This is a genomic window from Pseudomonas sp. MAFF 730105, from assembly GCF_055380705.1.
In genome coordinates this window covers 5,263,839-5,284,712 of record NZ_AP018438.1, presented here as the reverse complement: position 1 = coordinate 5,284,712, position 20,874 = coordinate 5,263,839, and the positions used below count along the sequence as shown (strand labels likewise).

The 20,874-nt window shown below is 62.1% G+C and carries 17 protein-coding genes; 5 read left to right on the top strand and 12 right to left on the bottom strand.

The features are described 5' to 3' along the window. From PCOSP_RS23135 to PCOSP_RS23110, 6 genes are all read right to left on the bottom strand, one after another. A complete protein-coding gene (locus PCOSP_RS23135) occupies positions 1 to 1,332 on the bottom strand; it encodes a DUF58 domain-containing protein (protein WP_139645185.1) in 1,332 nt (443 codons plus the stop codon). 163 nt (positions 1,333 to 1,495) lie between these two features. Beyond that, positions 1,496 to 2,500: an AAA family ATPase gene (locus PCOSP_RS23130; RefSeq protein ID WP_041022935.1), complete on the bottom strand. Its 1,005-nt coding sequence runs from the start codon at positions 2,498 to 2,500 to the stop codon at positions 1,496 to 1,498. Beyond that, entirely contained in the window at positions 2,497 to 3,663 is a 1,167-nt protein-coding gene (locus PCOSP_RS23125) for a DUF4350 domain-containing protein (protein WP_139645187.1), read from the bottom strand. The genes PCOSP_RS23130 and PCOSP_RS23125 overlap by 4 nt, the downstream gene beginning before the upstream one ends. After that, complete coding sequence (locus PCOSP_RS23120) at positions 3,660 to 5,198, bottom strand: DUF4129 domain-containing protein (protein ID WP_175363031.1); 1,539 nt, start codon at positions 5,196 to 5,198, stop codon at positions 3,660 to 3,662. Before PCOSP_RS23120 ends, PCOSP_RS23125 begins: the two co-directional genes overlap by 4 nt. Beyond that, positions 5,185 to 6,159, bottom strand: a complete 975-nt coding sequence (locus PCOSP_RS23115; protein WP_175384675.1) for a stage II sporulation protein M — start codon at positions 6,157 to 6,159, stop codon at positions 5,185 to 5,187. The genes PCOSP_RS23120 and PCOSP_RS23115 overlap by 14 nt, the downstream gene beginning before the upstream one ends. After that, a complete protein-coding gene (locus PCOSP_RS23110; RefSeq protein WP_139645193.1) occupies positions 6,156 to 6,881 on the bottom strand; it encodes an RDD family protein in 726 nt (241 codons plus the stop codon). Before PCOSP_RS23110 ends, PCOSP_RS23115 begins: the two co-directional genes overlap by 4 nt. A 186-nt stretch (positions 6,882 to 7,067) precedes the next feature. Between PCOSP_RS23110 and sbcB the strand changes: the two genes are divergently transcribed. Continuing rightward, entirely contained in the window at positions 7,068 to 8,495 is a 1,428-nt protein-coding gene (sbcB, locus tag PCOSP_RS23105) for an exodeoxyribonuclease I (protein WP_139645195.1), read from the top strand. A 91-nt stretch (positions 8,496 to 8,586) separates the two neighbouring features. On the opposite strand, the gene mvaT is transcribed toward sbcB, so the two are convergent. After that, a complete protein-coding gene (gene mvaT / locus PCOSP_RS23100; protein ID WP_139645197.1) occupies positions 8,587 to 8,967 on the bottom strand; it encodes a histone-like nucleoid-structuring protein MvaT in 381 nt (126 codons plus the stop codon). A gap of 294 nt (positions 8,968 to 9,261) precedes the next feature. On the opposite strand from mvaT, the gene purU reads away from it, so the two are divergent. Together purU and PCOSP_RS23090 are read left to right on the top strand one after the other, a co-directional pair. Then, the gene (gene purU / locus PCOSP_RS23095; RefSeq protein ID WP_041022929.1) at positions 9,262 to 10,110 is read left to right on the top strand and encodes a formyltetrahydrofolate deformylase; all 849 of its coding nucleotides are present in this window, start codon (positions 9,262 to 9,264) and stop codon (positions 10,108 to 10,110) included. 244 nt (positions 10,111 to 10,354) lie between these two features. Next, positions 10,355 to 10,519 carry a hypothetical protein gene (locus tag PCOSP_RS23090; RefSeq protein ID WP_176563004.1) on the top strand — a complete coding sequence of 55 codons (165 nt, stop codon included), beginning with the start codon at positions 10,355 to 10,357 and terminating at the stop codon, positions 10,517 to 10,519. Positions 10,520 to 10,531: 12 nt separating this feature from the next. Here PCOSP_RS23090 and PCOSP_RS23085 read toward each other — a convergent pair whose 3' ends face one another. From PCOSP_RS23085 to PCOSP_RS23070, 4 genes are all read right to left on the bottom strand, one after another. Then, positions 10,532 to 11,527: a lysylphosphatidylglycerol synthase transmembrane domain-containing protein gene (locus PCOSP_RS23085; RefSeq protein WP_139645199.1), complete on the bottom strand. Its 996-nt coding sequence runs from the start codon at positions 11,525 to 11,527 to the stop codon at positions 10,532 to 10,534. Continuing rightward, positions 11,524 to 12,291, bottom strand: a complete 768-nt coding sequence (locus PCOSP_RS23080; protein WP_464709579.1) for a DUF2334 domain-containing protein — start codon at positions 12,289 to 12,291, stop codon at positions 11,524 to 11,526. The genes PCOSP_RS23085 and PCOSP_RS23080 overlap by 4 nt, the downstream gene beginning before the upstream one ends. Before the next feature lie 16 nt (positions 12,292 to 12,307). After that, complete coding sequence (locus tag PCOSP_RS23075; RefSeq protein ID WP_139645203.1) at positions 12,308 to 13,429, bottom strand: glycosyltransferase family 4 protein; 1,122 nt, start codon at positions 13,427 to 13,429, stop codon at positions 12,308 to 12,310. A gap of 193 nt (positions 13,430 to 13,622) precedes the next feature. Beyond that, on the bottom strand, positions 13,623 to 15,512 hold the full coding sequence (locus PCOSP_RS23070; protein ID WP_464709578.1) for a methyl-accepting chemotaxis protein: 1,890 nt from the start codon (positions 15,510 to 15,512) through the stop codon (positions 13,623 to 13,625). Between the two features lie 188 nt (positions 15,513 to 15,700). On the opposite strand from PCOSP_RS23070, the gene PCOSP_RS23065 reads away from it, so the two are divergent. After that, positions 15,701 to 17,182 (top strand): helicase HerA-like domain-containing protein, encoded by a 1,482-nt coding sequence (locus PCOSP_RS23065; RefSeq protein ID WP_464709577.1) that lies wholly within the window; start codon positions 15,701 to 15,703, stop codon positions 17,180 to 17,182. 113 nt (positions 17,183 to 17,295) lie between these two features. On the opposite strand, the gene PCOSP_RS23060 is transcribed toward PCOSP_RS23065, so the two are convergent. Then, entirely contained in the window at positions 17,296 to 17,751 is a 456-nt protein-coding gene (locus tag PCOSP_RS23060; RefSeq protein WP_024776505.1) for a DUF721 domain-containing protein, read from the bottom strand. Between the two features lie 307 nt (positions 17,752 to 18,058). On the opposite strand from PCOSP_RS23060, the gene secA reads away from it, so the two are divergent. After that, positions 18,059 to 20,800 (top strand): preprotein translocase subunit SecA, encoded by a 2,742-nt coding sequence (gene secA / locus PCOSP_RS23055; protein ID WP_139645211.1) that lies wholly within the window; start codon positions 18,059 to 18,061, stop codon positions 20,798 to 20,800. The last annotated feature ends 74 nt before the right edge of the window (positions 20,801 to 20,874 follow it).

The window sequence follows — 20,874 nt, the reverse complement described above, 5'->3', positions numbered from 1 at the left end:
TTATAGATTCCCCGCTTTTTTCCACCCCAGGTACAGCGTCACCAGCTCGGCCCCCAGCTCCCCGGGCCGGGCTTGCAGTACCGAAATACCATGGGCGCTCATTCGCTCATGCAGCTCGGCCCGCGCATTCAAATACTCCACCGTCCCGCAATAGGCCAACGCCTCCGGCAAGGTCTGCACCGGTGTCTGGCGCAGCCGATCGAGCGCTTCTTCCCGCAGGCTTGCCACCAGTACCCGATGTTGCTGGCCCAGCCGTTTGACCGCCGTCAGCAGGTCTTCGTCATCCTCATCCCGCAGATTGGTCACCAACACCACCAAGGCCCGGCGTTTCTGGCGGGTCAGCAGCTCGTTGACGGCGGCCTGGTAATCGGCGGGACGTTGGCTGCTGTCGAGGTCGTACACGGTGTTGAGCAACACGTTGAGTTGGCCCTGGCCTTTGGCCGGGGCGAGGTAGCGGGGTGGATCGCTGGCGAAGGTGCTCAGGCCCACGGCGTCACCCTGGCGCAACGCGGTGTAGCTGAGCAGCAGGCAGGCGTTGAGGGCATGGTCGAAATGCGACAGCTCATCGTCCTGGCTGCGCATGCGCCGGCCGCAATCGAGCATGAAGATGATCTGCTGGTCGCGCTCGTCCTCGTACTCCCGGGCGATGGGCGTGCGGTGGCGGGCGGTGGCCTTCCAGTCGATCTGGCGCAGGCTGTCGCCCTCGCGGAATTCGCGCAGTTGATGGAACTCCATCCCCTGGCCCCGCCGTTGGCGCTGGCGCACGCCGAGCTGGTTGAGCCAGTTGTCCACCACCAGCAACTGACCGTCGTAGAGCCTGGCGAAATCGGGATAGACGCGGATCTCATCGACCGCCTCCAGCAGGCGTTTGCCGGTCCACAGCCCCAATGGGCTGGGTAGATTGATTTCGCAGTGTTCGAAGATGAAATGGCCACGCTTGAGGGGCCGCAGGCGGTAGCCGACCTGGCTGTGCTGGCCGGGTTGAAGGTCGACCGACAACGGCAGGTATTCGAAATCCAGGCCATTGGGTATGTGATCGAAGACCTGGACGTTCAGCGGCTGATGAAAGTCGTGAGTGATTGCCAGGTGAACGTCGCTCCAGCGACCCAGCGCCAGGCTTCCGGGCATTTGCCGCTGCACCCGGGGCGACGGCAAGCGCTTGAGGCGCACGGCGTCGAGGATCGCCAGGGCCAGCAGGGCCAGCTGCAAGCCCCAGTTGATCGACACGAGCGCCGATGGCACTACGATGCCCAGTGCTTGCAACGTGCCCAGCACCACGCCCAGGACCAGCAGGACTGCCAGCCAGATCAGCAGCAGGCGCGAGGGCTTCATGGGTGCATGCTCTTGAGCAGGTCCATTGTGGCGAGGGGATTTATCCCCGCTGGCTGCGAAGCAGACCCTTGCGGTGTACCAGGCAGAACCAGGGGGCTGCTGTGCAGCCCAGCGGGGATAAATCCCCTCGCCACAGAATGCGGCGTCATCAGGAGATCCATCATCACAAACGCGGCGCCGGTACTTGGTCCAGCAGTTGTCCCAAGACCTGGTCCACCGAGAGCCCTTCGATGTCCAGCTCGGGCGCCAAGCGTACCCGGTGACGCAACACGGCCAGGGCGCAGCCCTTGATGTCATCCGGCACCACGAACTCGCCGCCACGCAGCAACGCCCGAGCCCGGGCGCAACGCACCAGCGCGATCGAGGCCCGTGGCCCGGCCCCCAGGCTCAGCCCCGGCCAGCTGCGGGTGGTGCGAGCCAATCTCACCGCATAGTCGAGCACCTGGTCGTCCATCGGCAGGTCGCTGGCGATGCGTTGCAACGCTTGCACGTCCTTGGCCTGCAACACCGTGCGCAAGGGTTGGACATCGAGCATGTCGGCGCGGGTCGAGCGGCTGACCTGGCGCACCATGTTCATCTCCTGTTCGGCATCGGGGTAGTCCATGCGTACCTTGAGCATGAAACGGTCGAGCTCGGCTTCCGGCAGCGGGTAGGTGCCTTCCTGTTCAATGGGGTTCTGGGTGGCCAGCACCATGAAAGGCTGGGCGATGGGCAAGGCACGGCCTTCGAGGGTCACCTGGCGTTCCTGCATGGCTTCGAGCAATGCGGCCTGGGTCTTGGCCGGCGCGCGGTTGATCTCGTCCGCCAACAGAAGGTTGGTAAACACCGGCCCCTTGCGCAAATTGAACTGCTCGGTCTGCAAGTCGTACACCGCATGCCCGGTGACATCGCTGGGCATCAGGTCGGGAGTGAACTGGATGCGCGCGAACTCGCCGCTGAAGCAGCGGGCCAGGGCACGCACCAACAGTGTCTTGCCCAGGCCGGGAACCCCTTCGAGCAGTACGTGACCACCGGCGATCAACGCCGTGAGCACATCGTCGATCACCGCAGCCTGGCCGACCACTGCCTTGTGCAATTCGGTGCGGATGGCCTGGGCCAACTGACTGGCGCGCTGGCGCTGTTGGGCGGCATGGGCCTGGCTGCCGGCAGGTTCGTTCTGTTCAGTCATAAGGCATTCCTGAGGGTTTGCAGATGGGCGACCTGGCGGCAGAACTCGGCGCTGGACATGCGCTGTTTCGGCCGGGGGCTCAAGGCCTGGCTGATGGCCCGCGTGGATTGGCGGCTAAGCCGTGCGAGCACTTGCCACTGTTCGGCGACGGCCAGTTGTTCGAAGCCGGGATGACGATGCCGCGCCCGACGCAGCACGTCTTGTTGCAAGGTCAGCAGCAGATGCTGCCGACCGTTGTGTCGCAGATGGAACCCGGCGCTGGCCTGCACATGTTCTTCCAGCTGGCGCCGGGCCTTGGAGGCCGGTTGTTGCAGCGGGCCGTGGCGGATCGCCGAGCGCCAGAGCCAAAGGGCAATCAGGGCCGCCAGCGCCACCAGTGCCTGGGGAAAGTAACGCAGCAGCAGGGTCAGCAGGCTGTCGTGATCGATATTGAACAGCAACGTGACGGTGCTATCGGCGCTCAGGTACCAGAGCAGCCAGGCGTTGTCGTACTGCTCGATCTGGTCGTTCTTCCATAGCTCGGCGTCGGTGATCACGGTGATCGAGCCCTGGCCATGGTTCAGCTGCATCATGTGGGTCGACTGCGCGCTGTTGGCCCAGGCCTGGGCGAGGTTCTTCGGGTCTTCGAGGTGAAAGTCAGTGTCGAAGCCCACATAGGCGGGGGCCTCTTCATCTTCCAGGTACAACTTGGTCAGCTCGGGGTAGGGATCCTTGATCAGCTCTGGGGGCGGCTCCTTGAGGTCTTTGCTCAGGAGCTGGTGCAGTTGCACCCGGTCCAGCAGCAGGTCGCCGCTGCTACCGGTGCTGTCATCCCACAAGGCTTCGGCCACGAACAGCAGGCGGCCACCGGCCCGGGTCCAGTTCATCAACTGGTCGACCTGCCGCGGCGTCATGTTCGTCCGTTCACCCAGCAGTAACAGGGTGCGCTGGCGAGGTTCCAGGCTCGGTAGGACGTCCAGGTTGTTGGCATGCTCGACCTCCACACCCTGCCGGCGCAGGAAATGTTCGGCGGCCAGATAGGGATTGGCCTGGGCCTCGGGGGACGGGCCGTAATCGACGGTTTCCTGATAGGGCACCGCGTTCCGGTAGAGGTACATGGCTAGCGCCCCCACCAACGCGACGACAATCAGTATCGCGGCCAGCCATCCTGCGCGGCGGTTCATCGGGAGGCTCCCGTATCGAACAAGCCGCGCCAGCCATCGCACAATTCCTGCTGCAGATCCGGGGGCGGTGTGCGATGCCCGTAGGCAATGTTCTGCCAGTGCAAGGTCAGGTTCTTGCTGAATGCCAGCAGGTTTTCGTGCTGGAGCTGTTCGACGCGCAGCAGCACCTGGCCTTCGGTATCGGCCGGTTTCAAGGCAACGCCGAACTGATGGTGCAACCGGCTGAGCAAGGCCCGATACAGCAGGCCCAGGGCATCACGAGGATCGGTGCTCCATAACTGCTCGACGCGGGTCGCCACGTCGTCGGGCAGGCTCTCTTCGCGTAGATCCAGGCCGAACATCCGCGGCGGTGCCGGTCGTTCCACCGTAGGCCGTTTGATCGGTTGGCGCTGCCCCAGGGCCTGGAAGCTTTCACGATAGCGCCAGACCAGCCAGGCAATCGCCCCCGCCAGTGTGGCCCAAAGCAAGATCTGGATCAGCGCGGCGGCAGCTTCGTAGTGCTGACGGCCCAACCATTGGAGCAGGGCCTTGAACCAGCCCGGCGTTTCCTTGGCTTCGGTGGGTTCGGTGGTGTCCTCGCCGAAACGATAGCGGGTGACCGTTTGCGGGTTCTTGAACGGTGGGGCTTCGAGGATCGCCTTGATGCTGTCCCTGGAGGCCTCGCTGGTGAGGGGTTGGTTGAGCAACCGCGGGCTGTCGGGGGCGATGCTGTCTTCGTCGGCCCAGGCCGGGGGCGCCGGCGGCAGCAGGAGCAGCGCCAGCAGCATCAGCACAGGGGCTGCGCTGCTCAGGCGCTGGCGCAGTCTCCGGAACACCAGTTCGATGTCCCAGGCCTCGAGGATCGTGCGCCGGTTCAGGTAGAGGCTGAAACCGCAGGCGACGTACACCGGCTCCCAGACGATCAGCAGCAGGGGATACAGGACGTTGACCAGGTGCTCGAACCACAACCAGTCGTGCTCGGTCGTCGTGACCAGCTTCTGCCAATCCCAGTCCAGTTCGACCTGTTGCGGTACGAACATATAGAACAGGGCCATCAGGCCGAACCACAAGACGGTCTCCAGGTGCACGCCGATCACGGTCAGCCATCGCGCCGCGCGGCCGTTGCGTTGCAGCAACACTTGCAAGCGTAGCGCTCGCGCATTACCGGCGAGGCCTTCGAGTTGCACCACCGGCATCAGGAAACTACGGCTCAGGCTCAACCGCCGCCAGGTCAGGCTGGCGAACAACTGCGGTTTGAGCACTGCAGGCCACTGTCGCAAGGCCTGCTTCAGGGTCGGTGTTTCGCCAAACAGTGCCTTGGACAGGATGTACAGCGGCAAGCGGTCGAAGGCCGGTTTCAACCACCAGAACACCAGCACCACCAGGGACGGTGAGTCCCACAGCAACAGGCACAGCAGGGCGTAGACCGGCAGCGTGACCATGGCCCAGCTGGTCATCAACAGGCGTCGGTGCTGCTGGCTCATCAGCACGCCCAGGTCCATGGCTTCCCAGGTGGTACGGGGACGGATGGCGACGGTGGCATCACTCAGCCGCATGGCGTATCCGTCCGGCAAACAGCAGGTAACTGACCACCAGCAGCCACAGCAAGGCGCCGACCGTGTATTTGACGGTCGGCGTCACGGTGCTGGAGGACCAATACGCTTCGATGAACGCGGCGAGGAACAGGAACAGCATGACCCCGCCGATCATCGACACGCTTTTACCTGCGGCGAGCCGCAGGGCTTCGCCCCGGGTTAGGCGTCCCGGCGCGATCAATGCCCAGCCCAGTTGCAGGCCTGCGGCGCCGGCCAGGGTGATGGCGGTGAGTTCGAAGGCGCCATGCCCGATCACGAACGACCAGAACGTGCCTCCGGAACCAATCTGGGTCAGGTACCCGGCGACTGCGCCGATGGTCAGACCGTTGAAGAACAGGAAGAACGCACTGCCCAGGCCAAACATCATGCCGCTGGCAAACGTCTGAAAAGCGATGCCGATGTTATGCATGATGTAGTAGCCGAACATGGCCCAGTCTTCGCTGGCCGCCCGTTCGATCGAGCGCCCCAGGTGGCCGGCGGTGGGGTCGTACATGCTGCGGATCTGGCTGACCTCTTCGGCGTCCAGCACGCTGTAGACAAGGTCTGGAACCAGGTAGACCAGCAGCCCGATGCCGACCAGGCTGCCGAGGAACATCAGGCTGGCAGCCAGTACGAACCGCCACTGTTCACGGACCAGCCGGGGGAAACCGGCCAGGATGAACGCCGAAAGGCTGGCCGACGGCCGGCTGCGGTCACGGTAGAGCTGCTGGTGACCGCGCAGCGCAAGTTGTTGCAGGGTATCGACCAGCAGGCTGCTGTAGCCCCGCGCCTGGGCCAGCGCCAGATGCTGGCAGAGCCGGCGGTAGGCTTGGGGGAAATCGCTGCTCTGGGGCACATTGCGGCTGCGCTCCAGTTGATCGAGCTGCCGGGACAGCTGTTCCCACGCTTCCTGATGACGGTTCTCGAACAGGCTTTGCTTCATGTCGGCCCCAGCAGGCCGCGGGCGATACCATTGAGCTCGGCCACGGCTCGCGGTGGCTGGACATTCAGTGGTGCCGCCAGGATGGCCGCCAGTTCGTTGACCCTGGCCTCGGAAAGTTCGGCCTGACGCTCGGCGAAACCCAGCACCGCGCGTTGCTCGTTCAGGCTCAGGACAAAGGGCGGGCGTACCGGCAGTGCCGATGGCAAGGCAGGGCGCTTGATCGGTTGCTCGCGATACACCACCAGCGTGCCGGCCGCCAGGTCGCCCAGGCGTTTGAACGCCGGATGCTGCAGGCAACTGATCGCCCCGAAGGTGTAGCCGAAGGGCAGCATGTCGACGAAACGCAGCAGGTTGCGGATCAGCGAGGCGGACCAGCCGATGGGACGACCGTCGTCCTGGACCACCCGCAACCCCATCATTTGTTTGCCGGGAGAGCAGCCCTGGCGCAGTACCTCGAACAGCACCATGTACCACCAGCTGACCACGAACAGCAGGATGGAACCGAGGCCGATACCCAGGTCACCGAAAAATGCGAGGATGCCGAACAGAAAACCCAGGATCAGCCCCCGTATCCCCAGGTCGATGGCAAAAGCCAGCGCGCGGGGCATCAACCCTGCCGGGCGCAGTGGCAGGTCGATGCCTTCGGGCGTCTCGACCTGATACCGCGTGTCCAGTGGCGGGGGCAGCGTCGCGGTCCTTTGCAGTGCTGGTGTCTCGAGCATGGGCAACCTGAGTGATGGGCCGGTTCGAACATTCAATCCCGGCAGATGCTAGCAGCCTTCGTGCGGGCAAACGATACAACTGTGTATGTCATTTTATGGATCGTGACGTGATTCAATCCGTCGCCCCCTGGCCGAAGCCGGGTGGGACCCCCTAGACTTCGCCAGTCTTTTGCTCAGGAACAGCCCGTGACCTCCATCTTCTGGTACGACTACGAAACCACCGGCATCGATCCCCGTTGCGACCGGCCCTTGCAGGTGGCGGGCATCCGTACCGATTTCGAGCTCAACGAAATCGACGAACCGGTGAACCTGTATTGCCGGCCGAGCGATGACATCCTGCCCCATCCGGCGGCTTGTGCGATCACCGGCATCACCCCGACGTGCCTGGCTGAAAAAGGCTTGAGCGAAGCCGATTTCATGACCCGTGTCCACCAGCAACTGGCCGCGCCCGGTACCTGTGGCGCCGGCTATAACACCCTGCGTTTCGACGATGAAATGACCCGCTACAGCCTCTATCGGAATTTTTTCGACCCGTATGCGCGGGAATGGCAGGGTGGCAACAGCCGTTGGGACTTGATCGATCTGGTACGCGCGGCCTATGCGCTGCGCCCCGATGGTATTGCCTGGCCGCAAGAAGATGGCCGGGTCACCCTCAAGCTCGAGCGCCTGACCGCCGCCAATGGCATCGACCATGGCCAGGCCCATGATGCGTTGTCGGACGTGCGCGCAACGATTGCCCTGGCCCGCCTGATCCGCCAGAAGCAGCCACGGCTCTACGACTGGCTGTTCCAGTTGCGCAGCAAGCAGAAGGTGATGGACCAGATCCGCCTGTTGCAGCCCATGGTGCATGTTTCCGGGCGTTTCTCGGCCGCTCGAAATTACATCGGTGTGGTTTTGCCGCTGGCCTGGCATCCGAAGAACCGCAATGCCCTGATTGTCTGCGACCTGCACCTGGATCCCCAAGGCTTGTTGGACCACGATGCGGACTTCTTGCGGCAACGTTTATATACCCGCCGCGACGAACTGCTCGAGGGAGAGTTGCCTGTGCCCCTCAAACTCATTCATATCAACAAATGTCCGGTGGTCGCGCCGCTGTCGGTGCTGCGTGCCGAGGACCGGCAGCGACTGCAACTGGACATGGATGGACTGCAGCAACGGGCGTTGCAACTGAGTGATGCCCAGCAAGTTTGGCAGGATAAACTTCAGGCTATTTATGGTCGCGAGGATTTCACGGCCAGCGAGGACCCCGAGCAACAGTTATACACAGGCTTCCTCGGTGATCGCGATCGGCGTTTATGTGAACAAGTCCGCATGGCAGACCCGGCTCATTTGGCGCAAGAGCGCTGGCCTTTCGATGATGAACGTTTGCCGGAATTATTGTTCCGATATCGCGCACGTAACTTTCCAGATACGTTGAATGCCGAAGAGCAGGGGCGCTGGAAGCTGTTCTGTCAGCAACGCCTGTCATCACAGCAATGGGGCGCACCCAATACCCTGGAAAGTTTTGATGAGGCGATGGGAGAGTGGCTGGCGCTTTCCACGCCATTGCAGCGAGAGGTGCTTCTGGAGTGGCAAGGTTATAGCCAGCAACTGCGCAAACGTTTAAGCCTTTGAACGGCAATGCAGTGAAAAACCCACAGGCATGAAAAACGCCAGCAATGGCTGGCGTTTTGTGTGCGTAGAGAACGCTGAAACCCGACGAGGCTTAGCCCAGCAGGGTTGCCCAGCCTTCAACCACATCACCGCCCCACTTGGCTTTCCACTCTTTCAGAGTCTTGTGGTTGCCACCTTTGGTTTCGATGACTTCGCCGTTGTGCGGGTTTTTGTATTGCTTAACTTTGCGAGCGCGTTTGGTGCCGGTAGTTTTCACGGCGCCGCCACGAGGTGCTTTACCCGACTTGGCTTCTGGATCCAACAGGGCAATGATGTCGCGCAGGGACTTGGAGTACTCGCCCATCAGAGTGCGCAGTTTGCCTTCGAATTCCAATTCTTTTTGCAATTTATCGTCTTTGGACAGGTCGGCCAGACGCTGTTGCAGTTCTTCAATGGCTTGTTTTGTAGCGTTGTATTCAGTGATCAAGGACATGGGGACTACCTTATGTAGGGCACTGCGGACAAGGAGACAGTGTGGCAATAGTAATCAGACAGTTTCATCAAGTAAACATTTAAGCAGGCTTTTATTTAATTACTTAGTACCAGGCCACAAAAAAGGGCCTTGCAGTTAAATACCCTCACGGCTTTTCACATCCTTTCACAATATAAGCGCTTGCCCCGGCCCCGCCCCGCTCGGTGCCCGCAGGGGCTCGGTCTGTCATCAATACTGCAGTTTTGCGGCGTAATGGCTAGAATGGCGGCCTTTGCGAAGTTCTGGAGTTCCCTAATGCGCACTTTTCGGCTGGTGATTGCTTGCCCGGACCGCGTCGGTATCGTTGCTAAAGTCAGTAACTTTCTGGCGTCCCATAACGGTTGGATCACTGAAGCAAGCCATCACTCGGACAATCAGAGCGGCTGGTTTTTCATGCGTCACGAGATTCGTGCCGACTCGCTGCCCTTTGGCATCGAGGCTTTCCGCGAGGCGTTCGCGCCGATTGCCGAAGAATTCTCGATGGACTGGCGCATCACCGACACCGCGCAGAAAAAACGCGTGGTGCTGATGGCCAGTCGTGAATCCCACTGTCTGGCAGACCTGTTGCACCGCTGGCACAGCGACGAGCTCGACTGTGACATCGCCTGTGTGATTTCCAACCATGACGACTTGCGCAGCATGGTCGAGTGGCACGGCATCCCTTACTACCACGTACCGGTCAACCCGCAGGACAAGCAGCCGGCGTTCGCTGAAGTCTCGCGGCTGGTCAAGCAGCACGATGCCGAGGTGGTGGTACTGGCCCGTTACATGCAAATCCTGCCACCGGACCTGTGCAGCGAATACGCTCATAAGGTCATCAACATCCACCACAGTTTCCTGCCGTCGTTCGTCGGTGCCAAGCCATACCACCAGGCCTCGATGCGAGGCGTGAAGCTGATTGGCGCCACTTGCCACTACGTGACCGAAGAGCTGGACGCCGGCCCGATCATCGAGCAGGACGTGGTACGTGTCAGCCACAGCGACAGCATCGAAGACATGGTGCGTTTCGGGCGCGATGTGGAGAAGATGGTGCTGGCGCGGGGCTTGCGTTACCACCTTGAAGACCGGGTGCTGGTGCACGGCAACAAGACTGTGGTGTTCTGACCGAACGGCTGGCGATCAACAATGGGGATAAACCCGCGCACCTGTGGCGAGGGGATTTAGCGAAACGTCGCACCGCCCCGCTGGGGCGCGAAGCGGCCCTAAAATCGACACCTCGGTGTGTCAGGCGGGCCGATTGATTATCTTGGGGCTGCTGCGCAGCCCAGCGGGGATAAATCCCCTCGCCACAAAGTTCTGTGTTGTCTGTTATTTGACGGACAGGGCTCTTTTCATGATGAGGCACACCATGACCGATCCACTGGACAAAGCCACCTCCAAGGCCCCGGCCACCCTCGGTGAGGGCTGCCTGAGCCGCTACGATCCTGAAGAGCTGAGCCCGGAGGACGGTACGGAGTTTCCGGACGCCGCCGAACTGTGGAAACAGACCCATCCCCAGGACGATGCCGAGTAGGCATCGACCGTTTCAAACCTCTCGGAGCTTCATCAGCTTCTTGATCAACGGGCGTCCCACCATCAGGAAGAACACCGGTCCGCCCGCCACCAGGTAAAAGTAGTAGGTCACCGCCCGCCAGATCAGGATCGCCGCCGCAGCGGTGGACTTGCCCACCATCGGCGCCAACAGAGCGGCCGATGTCACCTCCGCCGCTCCGGCACCGCCGGGCAACAGGCTGAATTGTCCCGCGCTCAGGGAGAGCATCTGGACCAGGAAGCTCCAGGCCCATTGCAGATCCGCCCCCAGCCCTTTCAACGCCAGGTACAGCACGCTGTAGCGCAGGGCCCAGTGCAGGCACGTCAGGCCGAAGACCTGGAGGAGCGTCTGCCGTGGCAGTTTCAGCGTTGCGGTAAACGCAGCCAGGAAACGCAGGATCTTGCGCCCCCAGCGGTGGCGGGTACTGGCCTGCACGCGCAGATGTCGCAGCAACCTGGCGCCCAGCAGGATCAGCCGGCGATGGTAGCGAGCCATCAATGCACAGCCGATCAGTCCGCCAAACAGCGAAAGCGCGCTCAGCACCAGCATCGATTCCATGCGCTGGCTGAGATTCTGGAATAACGCATACAGCAGGATGCCCACCAGGGCGCAGAGAAAGAACAGCAGGTCGCTCAACTGGTCCATGGCGAACACCGCGCTGGCGTGGGCCGGGCGCACGCCGTTGCGGGCCAGCAGGGCCATCAGCGTCAACGGCCCGCCACTGCCGCCGGGCGTTGCGCACATGGCGAACTCGGTGGACATCACCACGCCGATGCTTTTCAGCCCGCCGATGCGCTCACGTTGCTCACCCAGCAGCAGGCGCAGGCGAAGGGAGTTCAGGACCCAGCACAGCCCGATCATGCCCAGCATGCTCAACAGCAACGACAAGGGAAAACGCTGTACCCGCGACCACATTTCCCCGCCACCCACCAGCAGCGGCACCAACAACGCCGTGAGCAGAGCCGCCGCCAGCCAGATCAGCCGTTTCATGCGGCGCGGCTGACCCGCAGGCCTTGGGTGGCCAGCCAGTCGATCTTGGTCATCGGCACGCGACCTTCATTGAGCAGGCGCTTGAGAGTCCGTAGCCAATAGTTTCTGGAAAACCCGTGGCGCATGTCTACCGGGTGCAGGCCCAGGCGAATCACCGGCGCTTGGCGCCAACGCTGTTCACGTTGGTCGCTGAGCACTTTCGATAACCCACGGCGCCAGGCGCTACGTGCGCTCCAGACCAGCCCCGGGGCGTCGATGGGGGTGAAGTCCGGCAGGCGATACAGGTGCTGGGTATCGCTGGTGTAACTCAACGGCAACTGGCGCAAGGCCCGGCGTGTGCCTTCGCTCATCAGCCAGGCCGGGGCGACGAAACCCTCCAGCGGCCACTGGTAACGCTCAAAGGTTTCGATGCCGGCGCGCAGGCGGGTGAGGGCGGCTTCTTCGGACAGGCCGTAGAACTCACCTTCATGGGTGTAGACCCGGCGCATGAACCAATCCCGGGGGTGGAGGGCCGGTGGACCGTCGTCGCAATGGTAGTAGCCATGCAACACCAATTCATCGCCACGCTCGACCCGGCTATCGAGCAGGCGTCGAAACTCCGGGTGATCATCCAGCGCGTTGGTGTGATGGAAGTCCGGCACCACCAGCCAGGTCATCGGCACGTGACCAAGCGCGTCAACGGCTTCGACGAAGGGTTGGTAGTCGGGCCAGGTTTGCGGGGCCACGTCGTGCAGTACCAGTAATACGCTGGGCGAGTGATTCATCGGCACGGACCTCGTCTCAACCATTGGCCTGTAGCGGCATCTGTTCACCGAGCACGGCGTAATAATGCCCCAGCAGGCTGTTGACCACCGAATCCCAGGCGTAATGACGCTCGACATGACGGCGCGCGAGCAAACCGCGGCGCTGGCAACCTTCGGAGAAGAGCTGCCGCACGGCATTGGCCATGGCCTGTGGATTGTTCGGCGTGCACAACAGGCCGCAGTCTTCCTGGACGATCTCGGTGAACGCCCCAGCCGCGACCGCCACCACCGGAATGCCGCTGGCCATGGCCTCGAGGATCACCAGACCGAAGGTTTCCTGATCGCCGGCATGCAGCAGAGCGTCGGCGCTGGCCATCAGCCGGGCGACTTGCGGCGCCGGGCGGAACGCATCGATCACGGTGACGTTGTCCGGCACCACGGCGGGCATGGACGAGCCCACGAGCAGCAGATGGTAGCGCTCGCCCAGGCGCTTCATGCATTTGAGCAGCACCGGCAGGTTCTTTTCCTTGGACCCACGCCCGGCGAAGATCAGCAGGCGAGTGTCTTCGGCGATGCCCAGCTCGGCCCGCAGTTCTGGATCGCGGGCGCCGGGGTGGAAGGTCTGCAGGTCAACGCCCAAAGGCTGCACATGGACATTGCGCACCCCCAGACCGGTCAGCTTGTCGGCCATGACCTGGCTCGGCGCCAGGACCCGGTCGAAATTGCCGTACAACTTGCTGACGTAGGCTTCGATGTTGGGGGTGAACCAATTGCCCATGCGATTGCTCACCAGCAGGGGCAGGTCGGAGTGATAGAACCCGATGACGGGCACGTCCAGCTGGCGTCGAGCGTCCAGTGCGGCCCAGGCGGTGAGGTAGGGATCGCCGACTTCGATCAGGTCCGGTTGCAGATCGCGCAGGGCGTTACGCCAGGGCGCGAGGCGCAGCGGGAAGCGGTAGCCCTTGCCGAAGGGCAGCGCAGGGGCGGGCACCTTGTAGATCCCATCCTGCTCGCTCAAATGCGCGCCGGGAATCAGCAGACTGTGGCGGATACCGGGCCGATCCCCCAGGCGACGGTGCTTGGCATCCAGGTAAGTGCGCACGCCTCCGCTGGCGGGGGCGTAGAACATGGTTATGTCCGCTATATGCACGATGAATATCCCTCCGGTCTGTGTTCTCCTGTGTTGACCTTTATGAAGAATAGATGTTCGGTTGGGTTGTGGTGGGGCCGAGGTGTCAGTGGAGTATTACTTTGTTTGATAGGCCCTCATCGCGAGCAGGCTCGCTCCCACAGGGGATTGCATTCCAACTGTGGGAGCGAGCCTGCTCGCGATGGGGCCAGTCCAGGCGCTGTCAGATACGGAAACTGCCTACCAACTGTTTGAGCCGCGCCGCCTGCCGTTCAAGATCGGAACACGCGCGCAAGGTGGATTGCAGGTTTTCCACGCCTTCCTGATTCAGGGTGTTGATTTCGGTGATGTCCACGTTGATCGACTCCACCACGGCTGTCTGTTCCTCGGTTGCCGTAGCCACCGACTGGTTCATGCCGTCGATTTCGCCGATGCGCTGGGTCACGCTGTTCAGACGCTCGCCGGCCTGGTTGGCGATCTCCACGCTCTCCTGGCTGTGACGCTGGCTGTCATTCATGGTCGTGACCGACGCTCGCGCGCCAACCTGCAATTCCTCGATCATGGTCTGCACCTGTTGCGCCGATTCCTGGGTGCGATGGGCCAGGTTGCGCACCTCATCGGCCACCACGGCAAATCCGCGCCCGGCCTCGCCGGCCCGGGCGGCTTCGATGGCCGCGTTGAGGGCCAACAGGTTGGTTTGCTGGGAAATGCTGGTGATCACTTCCAGGATCTGGCCGATGTTCACGGTTTTGCTGTTCAGCGATTCGATGTCGCTGCTCGACGTGCTCAGCAGGTCGGACAGCCGGTTCATCGCGGCAATGCTGCGGTCCACCACCTGCTGGCCGTCTTCCGCCAGGCCACGGGCATCGCTGGCCTGATGGGAAGCCTGGGCGGCATTGCGGGCGATTTCCTGGGCGGCGGCGCCTAGTTGGTTGATGGCCGCGGCGACGCTGTTGGTCCGGCTGGACTGTTCGTCGGAATTGACCATCGACGAGTTCGAGGCGCTCACCACGCGCAAGGCGACTTCGTTGACGTGCTCGGTGGCGGAGGACACTTCGCGGATCGAACCATGGATCCGCTCCACGAAGCGGTTGAACGCGGTGCCCAGGATGCCGAATTCGTCCTGGTTCTGGATCGTCAGGCGCTTGGTCAGGTCGCCCTCGCCGTCGGCGATGTCCTCCATGGCCCGGGTCATGACATGCAATGGCTGGATCAGGAGACGAATCAGCATGCTCAACAGCGCAATGATGAAGACCACGGCAATGACCGTGGCAATCACCGCCGAGGTTCGGAAATTGCTGAGCATCGAGTAGGCCTGATCCTTGTCGACCGACACACCGACGTACCAGTTCACCGAGGGCAGGCCCTTGATCGGTGTGAAGGTGACGATGCGGGTATGGCCGTTGACCTCGACTTCGTTGATCTGATTGCTGATTTTCGGCGTGTTTTGCGGATAGGCATCGTTCAGGGTCTTCATGACCAGGGCTTTATCGGGGTGCACCAGGATCTTGCCATCGGCACTGACCAGGTAGGCGTAGCCCATGCCGTCGAAATCCACGGTCTTGAGGTTGTCGATGATGGTTTGCAGGCTCAGGTCGCCACCCACCACGCCGACACTTTGCCCGTTGTTTCTGGATGCGCTGGCGATGGAAATGATCAGTCCGCCGCTGGCGGCGTCGATGTAGGGTTCGGTCAGGGTGGCGGTACTGCTGTTTTCGGCGCCTTTATACCAGGGGCGTACCCGGGGATCGAAGCCGTCGGGCATCTTTGCGTCGGGGCGTATGATAAAGCTGCCCTTGGCATCGCCCAGGTAGGACGCCATGAAGGTGGAGGTCAGCGCCTTCTGTTCCAGCAGGCGGGTGACGCTGGCCTGATCCGGAGTGACGGCGATGTTCTGGGCCAGGTTTTCGATCAGCAGAATGCGGCCGCTCAGCCAGGTCTGGATGTTGCTCGCCGTGACGTCGCTCATTTCATGCAGGTAGCCGTCGAGGTCGTCACGAATGGCGTTACGTTGCAGGTAATCGTTGTAGGCGGTGAAGGATGCAAAGGCCGCGATGACGATCAGGGCGGCGGCAATCAGGATTTTGTGGCTGAAACGCAGGTTTTTATTCATGGCTCGGGGTTCCGCTGAGTCTTATAGCTCTGGGCGTGCTTTCATATGAAAAGTTCGAAAAAGGGCGCCGTATTGAAAGTTCTGATATTTCCTTCTCTCCTTGGGGAATTATCCGACCGTGTTTTCAGTGAGGCCTGTCGCTTCTTATATCGACCATACTTGTTCAAAAATTAATCACAGGTGACCCAATGCCTGACTCACTGCAACTCGTTATCGGCGCCGACCTGGCCGGCCAACCCGTTGGTCAGGCCATGCGCCTGGCGAACCGTCATGGCCTGGTGGCAGGCGCCACCGGCACCGGCAAGACTGTCACCCTGCAGCGCCTGGCCGAAGCCTTCAGCGACGCCGGCGTGGCGGTGTTCGCGGCGGATATCAAGGGCGATCTGTGCGGACTCGGCGCCGCCGGCAGCCCCCAGGGCAAAGTTGCCGAGCGTATCGCCGGCATGCCCTGGCTCGAACATAAGCCCCGGGCTTATCCGGTGACCCTGTGGGATGTTCACGGCCAGTCCGGTCACCCGCTGCGCACCACCCTGAGCGAGATGGGGCCGTTGCTGCTCGGCAGCCTGCTGGAGCTGACCGACAGCCAGCAGGCTGCGCTGTACGCCGCGTTCAAGGTGGCGGATCGTGAAGGCCTGTTGTTGCTGGACCTCAAGGACCTAAAGGCCCTGCTCAATCACCTCAAGGACAACCCTGCACTGTTGGGGGACGATGCGGCCCTGATGACCACCGGCTCCAGCCAGGCGCTGTTGCGGCGCTTGTCCACCCTGGAGCAGCAGGGGGCCGACGCGTTGTTCGGCGAACCGGCCTTGCAGCTCGAAGACATCCTGCAACCGGACAGTGACGGTCGTGGCCGCATTCATTTGCTGGACGCCAGTCGTCTGGTCCACGAAGCGCCCAAGGTCTACGCGACGTTCCTGCTGTGGCTGCTGGCCGAGCTGTTCGAGCAATTGCCCGAGCGCGGCGATGCGGACAAACCGCTGCTGGCGCTGTTCTTCGACGAGGCGCATTTGTTGTTCGCCGATACGCCGAAGGCGTTGCAGGAGCGCTTGGAGCAAGTGGTACGCCTGATCCGTTCCAAAGGCGTCGGGGTGTACTTTGTCACTCAATCCCCGGGCGACTTGCCGGACGACGTCCTGGCGCAGCTGGGATTGCGCATCCAGCATGGCCTGCGGGCCTTTACCGCCAAGGAACAGAAGTCCCTGCGGGCGGTGGCCGACGGGTTTCGGCCGAACCCTCAGTTTGACACCCTGGCCGTGCTTACCGAGCTGGGCATTGGCGAGGCCCTGGTGGGCACCCTGCAGGAAAAAGGCACGCCGGAGATGGTCCGACGGGTGTTGGTGGCGCCCCCGCAGTCGCGCATCGGGCCACTGACCGAGGCCGAGCGCGCCGGCTTGATCGCCCGCTCGCCGTTGCAGGGACGCTACGATAAACCCATTGATCGCGAATCGGCCTACGAAGTGCTGATGGGTCGCAAGGGCCTGGAGCCCGAGGTTGCGCCCGGCAAACCGGCGGTCGAGGAGCCGAGTTTTACCGAGAAGGCCGGAGAGTTTCTTGGCACGGCGGCGGGCCAGGCATTGAAATCGGCGATGCGCCAGGCGGCCAATCAATTGGGGCGGCAGTTGGTGCGGGGGTTGATGGGGTCGTTGCTGGGAGGCAACAAGCGGCGGTAGCTGAGAGCCGAGGTGTCTTCATCGCGAGCAGGCTCGCTCCCACAAGGGATCACATGCGGTTCACTGTGGGAGCGAGCCTGCTCGCGATGGCTGCCTGCCGGGCAATGGAGGTCTCAGGGCTTGGCCCTGGCATGGGCCGCCAACCGCTCCAGCGCTGCCCTGAGGCTCGGGTCGCTGATGCCGTCCGCGGTGGCCTGGATGGTTTCGGCGGCGTCGGTGGACAGGTCCAGGGTATGCCCCTTGGCCCCGACCTGTACGGTGGGTGGCTGTACCTTGAAGAGAATCCGCGTCAGGCTGGCAAACTCCTCGAATGCCTGTAATTGACGCAGCAGGCGTTTCTGCTGGTAGCGCAGGCGCGTGGCCCAGTGACCATCCGTGACGATCAGCAGCAAACTGCCTTCACGCCAGGACGCCACGTGGCAGTGTTCGCGCGCGGCGGGTTGCAACTGGCTGTCCAGCAGGCGTTGCAGGTGGCCCAGGCGCTTGGCGTGGCCGAAGATGGCTTTCAGCGGTTTGGCTTCGCGCAACAGAACGGCAGGAGCCTTGGCTGGGAGAGGGCGGAAGGCCATGAACGAATACCGCGAGTGACAGAGGCGCCATGGTAGCAGAAAGCGCCGGGTACGCCTCGACCCCAACGGCCAATGGCTACTTGCTGACACAAACAGTAGGAACTTATGCGCTTTGTGGGTTGAACTTCGCGTAAAAGCCCTTATTTTAGGAGGGCCCCGTCACAGCGCTGTGCCAGCATCGTGGAATAACGCCACTTTCCTCACCATCGTTTCCGGGTAGAATGCTCGTTCGCATGCGGCCATGAGGGCTGCACGGGCGACCCACGGGGCCGCCCTCCATCCCTTTAGTGTGGAAGATCCTGCCGATATGTTTGCGCCTTTGTTAAAGAAACTCTTTGGAAGCAAGAACGAGCGTGAAGTCAAGCGCATGCTCAAGACGGTACAGATCGTCAATGCCTTCGAAGAGCAAATGGTGGCCCTTTCGGACGATCAGTTACGCGCCAAGACCGCCGAATTCAAGGACCGCATCGCCAAGGGGGAAACCCTCGACCAGCTGCTGCCCGAAGCCTTTGCGGTAGCCCGCGAAGCCGGCAAGCGGGTCATGGGCATGCGCCATTTCGACGTCCAGTTGATCGGCGGCATGACCTTGCACGAAGGCAAGATTGCCGAAATGCGCACCGGTGAAGGTAAAACCCTGGTGGCGACCCTGGGCGTCTACCTCAACGCACTGTCCGGCAAGGGCGTGCACGTGGTCACGGTCAACGACTACCTGGCCCGCCGCGACGCCAACTGGATGCGCCCGCTCTACGAGTTCCTTGGCCTGACCGTCGGCGTGGTCACGCCGTTCCAGCCACCGGAGGAGAAACGTGCCGCCTACGCTGCCGACATCACCTACGGTACCAACAACGAATTCGGTTTCGATTACCTGCGCGACAACATGGCGTTCAGCCTGGAAGAGAAATTCCAGCGTGAACTCAATTTCGCGGTCATCGACGAAGTCGACTCCATCCTCATCGACGAAGCCCGTACGCCGCTGATCATTTCCGGTCAGGCCGAGGACAGCTCCAAGCTGTACATGGAGATCAACAAGCTGATCCCGCAGCTCAAGCTGCACGTCGAGGAAGTGGAAGGCGAAGTGACCCAGGCCGGGCACTTTACCGTTGACGAGAAGACCCGCCAGGTCGAACTCAACGAAGCCGGCCACCAATATATCGAGGAAGTGCTGACCCGCGTCGGCCTGCTGGCCGAAGGCGAAAGCCTGTATTCGGCCCATAACCTGGGCCTGCTGACCCACGTCTATGCCGGCCTGCGCGCCCACAAGCTGTTCCATCGCAACGTCGAATACATCGTGCAGGACGGCCAGGTGGTGCTGGTTGACGAACACACCGGTCGTACCATGCCGGGTCGTCGCCTGTCCGAAGGTCTGCACCAGGCCATCGAAGCCAAGGAAGGCCTGAACATCCAGGCCGAGAGCCAGACACTGGCCTCGACCACCTTCCAGAACTACTTCCGCCTGTACAACAAGCTGTCCGGCATGACCGGTACCGCCGACACCGAAGCGTTCGAGTTCCACCAGATCTACGGCCTGCAAGTGGTGGTGATCCCGACGAACAAGCCGCTGGCGCGTAAAGACTACAACGACCTGGTGTTCCTGACCGCCGAAGAGAAGTACGCGGCGATCATCAACGACATCAAGGACGGCATGGCCCAGGGTCGTCCGATCCTGGTGGGTACCGCCACGATCGAAACCTCCGAGCACATGTCCGCATTGCTCAACAAGGAAGGCATCGAGCACAAGGTTCTCAACGCCAAGTTCCACGAGAAGGAAGCCGAAATCATCGCCCAGGCCGGTCGCCCGGGTGCGCTGACCATCGCCACCAACATGGCCGGTCGCGGTACCGACATCCTGCTGGGCGGCAACTGGGAAGTGGAAGTCGCCTCCCTGGAAAATCCGACACCCGAGCAGATCGCGCAGATCAAGGCCGACTGGCAGAAACGTCACCAGCAGGTGCTCGAGTCCGGTGGCTTGCAGGTAATCGCTTCCGAGCGTCATGAGTCGCGCCGTATCGACAACCAGTTGCGTGGCCGTGCCGGTCGCCAGGGTGACGCCGGTTCCAGCCGCTTCTACCTGTCCCTGGAAGACAGCCTGATGCGTATCTTCGCCTCTGACCGGGTGAAGAACTTCATGAAGGCCCTGGGCATGCAGCCAGGCGAAGCGATCGAACACCGCATGGTGACGAACGCCATCGAGAAGGCCCAGCGCAAGGTCGAAGGGCGTAACTTCGATATCCGCAAGCAACTGCTCGAGTTCGACGACGTCAACAACGAACAGCGTAAAGTGATCTATCACATGCGTAACAGTTTGTTGGCTGCCGATAACATCGGTGACACCATCGCCGACTTCCGCCAGGAAGTGCTCGATGCAACCGTCAGCGCCCACATTCCACCGCAGTCGCTGCCGGAGCAGTGGGACATCGTCGGCCTGGAAGCTGCCCTGCGCAGCGACTTTGGCGTGTCGTTGCCGATCCAGCAATGGCTCGACGAAGACGACCACCTGTACGAAGAAACCCTGCGCGAGAAGCTGCTGGCCGAACTGATCGCCGCGTACAACGAGAAGGAAGACCAGGCCGGCGCCGAAGCGCTGCGCTCCTTCGAGAAGCAGATCGTGTTGCGGGTACTGGACGACCTGTGGAAAGACCACCTGTCGACCATGGATCATCTGCGCCACGGTATCCATCTGCGCGGTTATGCCCAGAAGAACCCGAAGCAGGAATACAAGCGTGAATCCTTCACCTTGTTCTCCGAGCTGCTGGACTCGATCAAGCGCGACTCGATCCGCGTGCTGTCCCACGTTCAGGTTCGCCGCGAAGACCCGGCCGAAGAGGAAGCCCGACTGCGTCAGGAGGCCGAGGCCCTGGCCGCGCGCATGCAGTTCGAGCATGCCGAAGCCCCAGGCCTGGAAGTGTCCCAGGCCCAGGAAGAGGGGGTCGATGTGGATGTCGCCCTGGCGACCGCGCCGGTGCGCAACGAGCAGAAGCTAGGCCGTAACGAACTGTGCTATTGCGGTTCGGGCAAGAAATACAAGCATTGCCACGGGCAGATCCAGTAACGCCCGTCTCAAACGCTGAACGACCCGCGCCGCGACAGGCCACCTCTGTCGCGGCGTTTTGCCATTTGATTCAG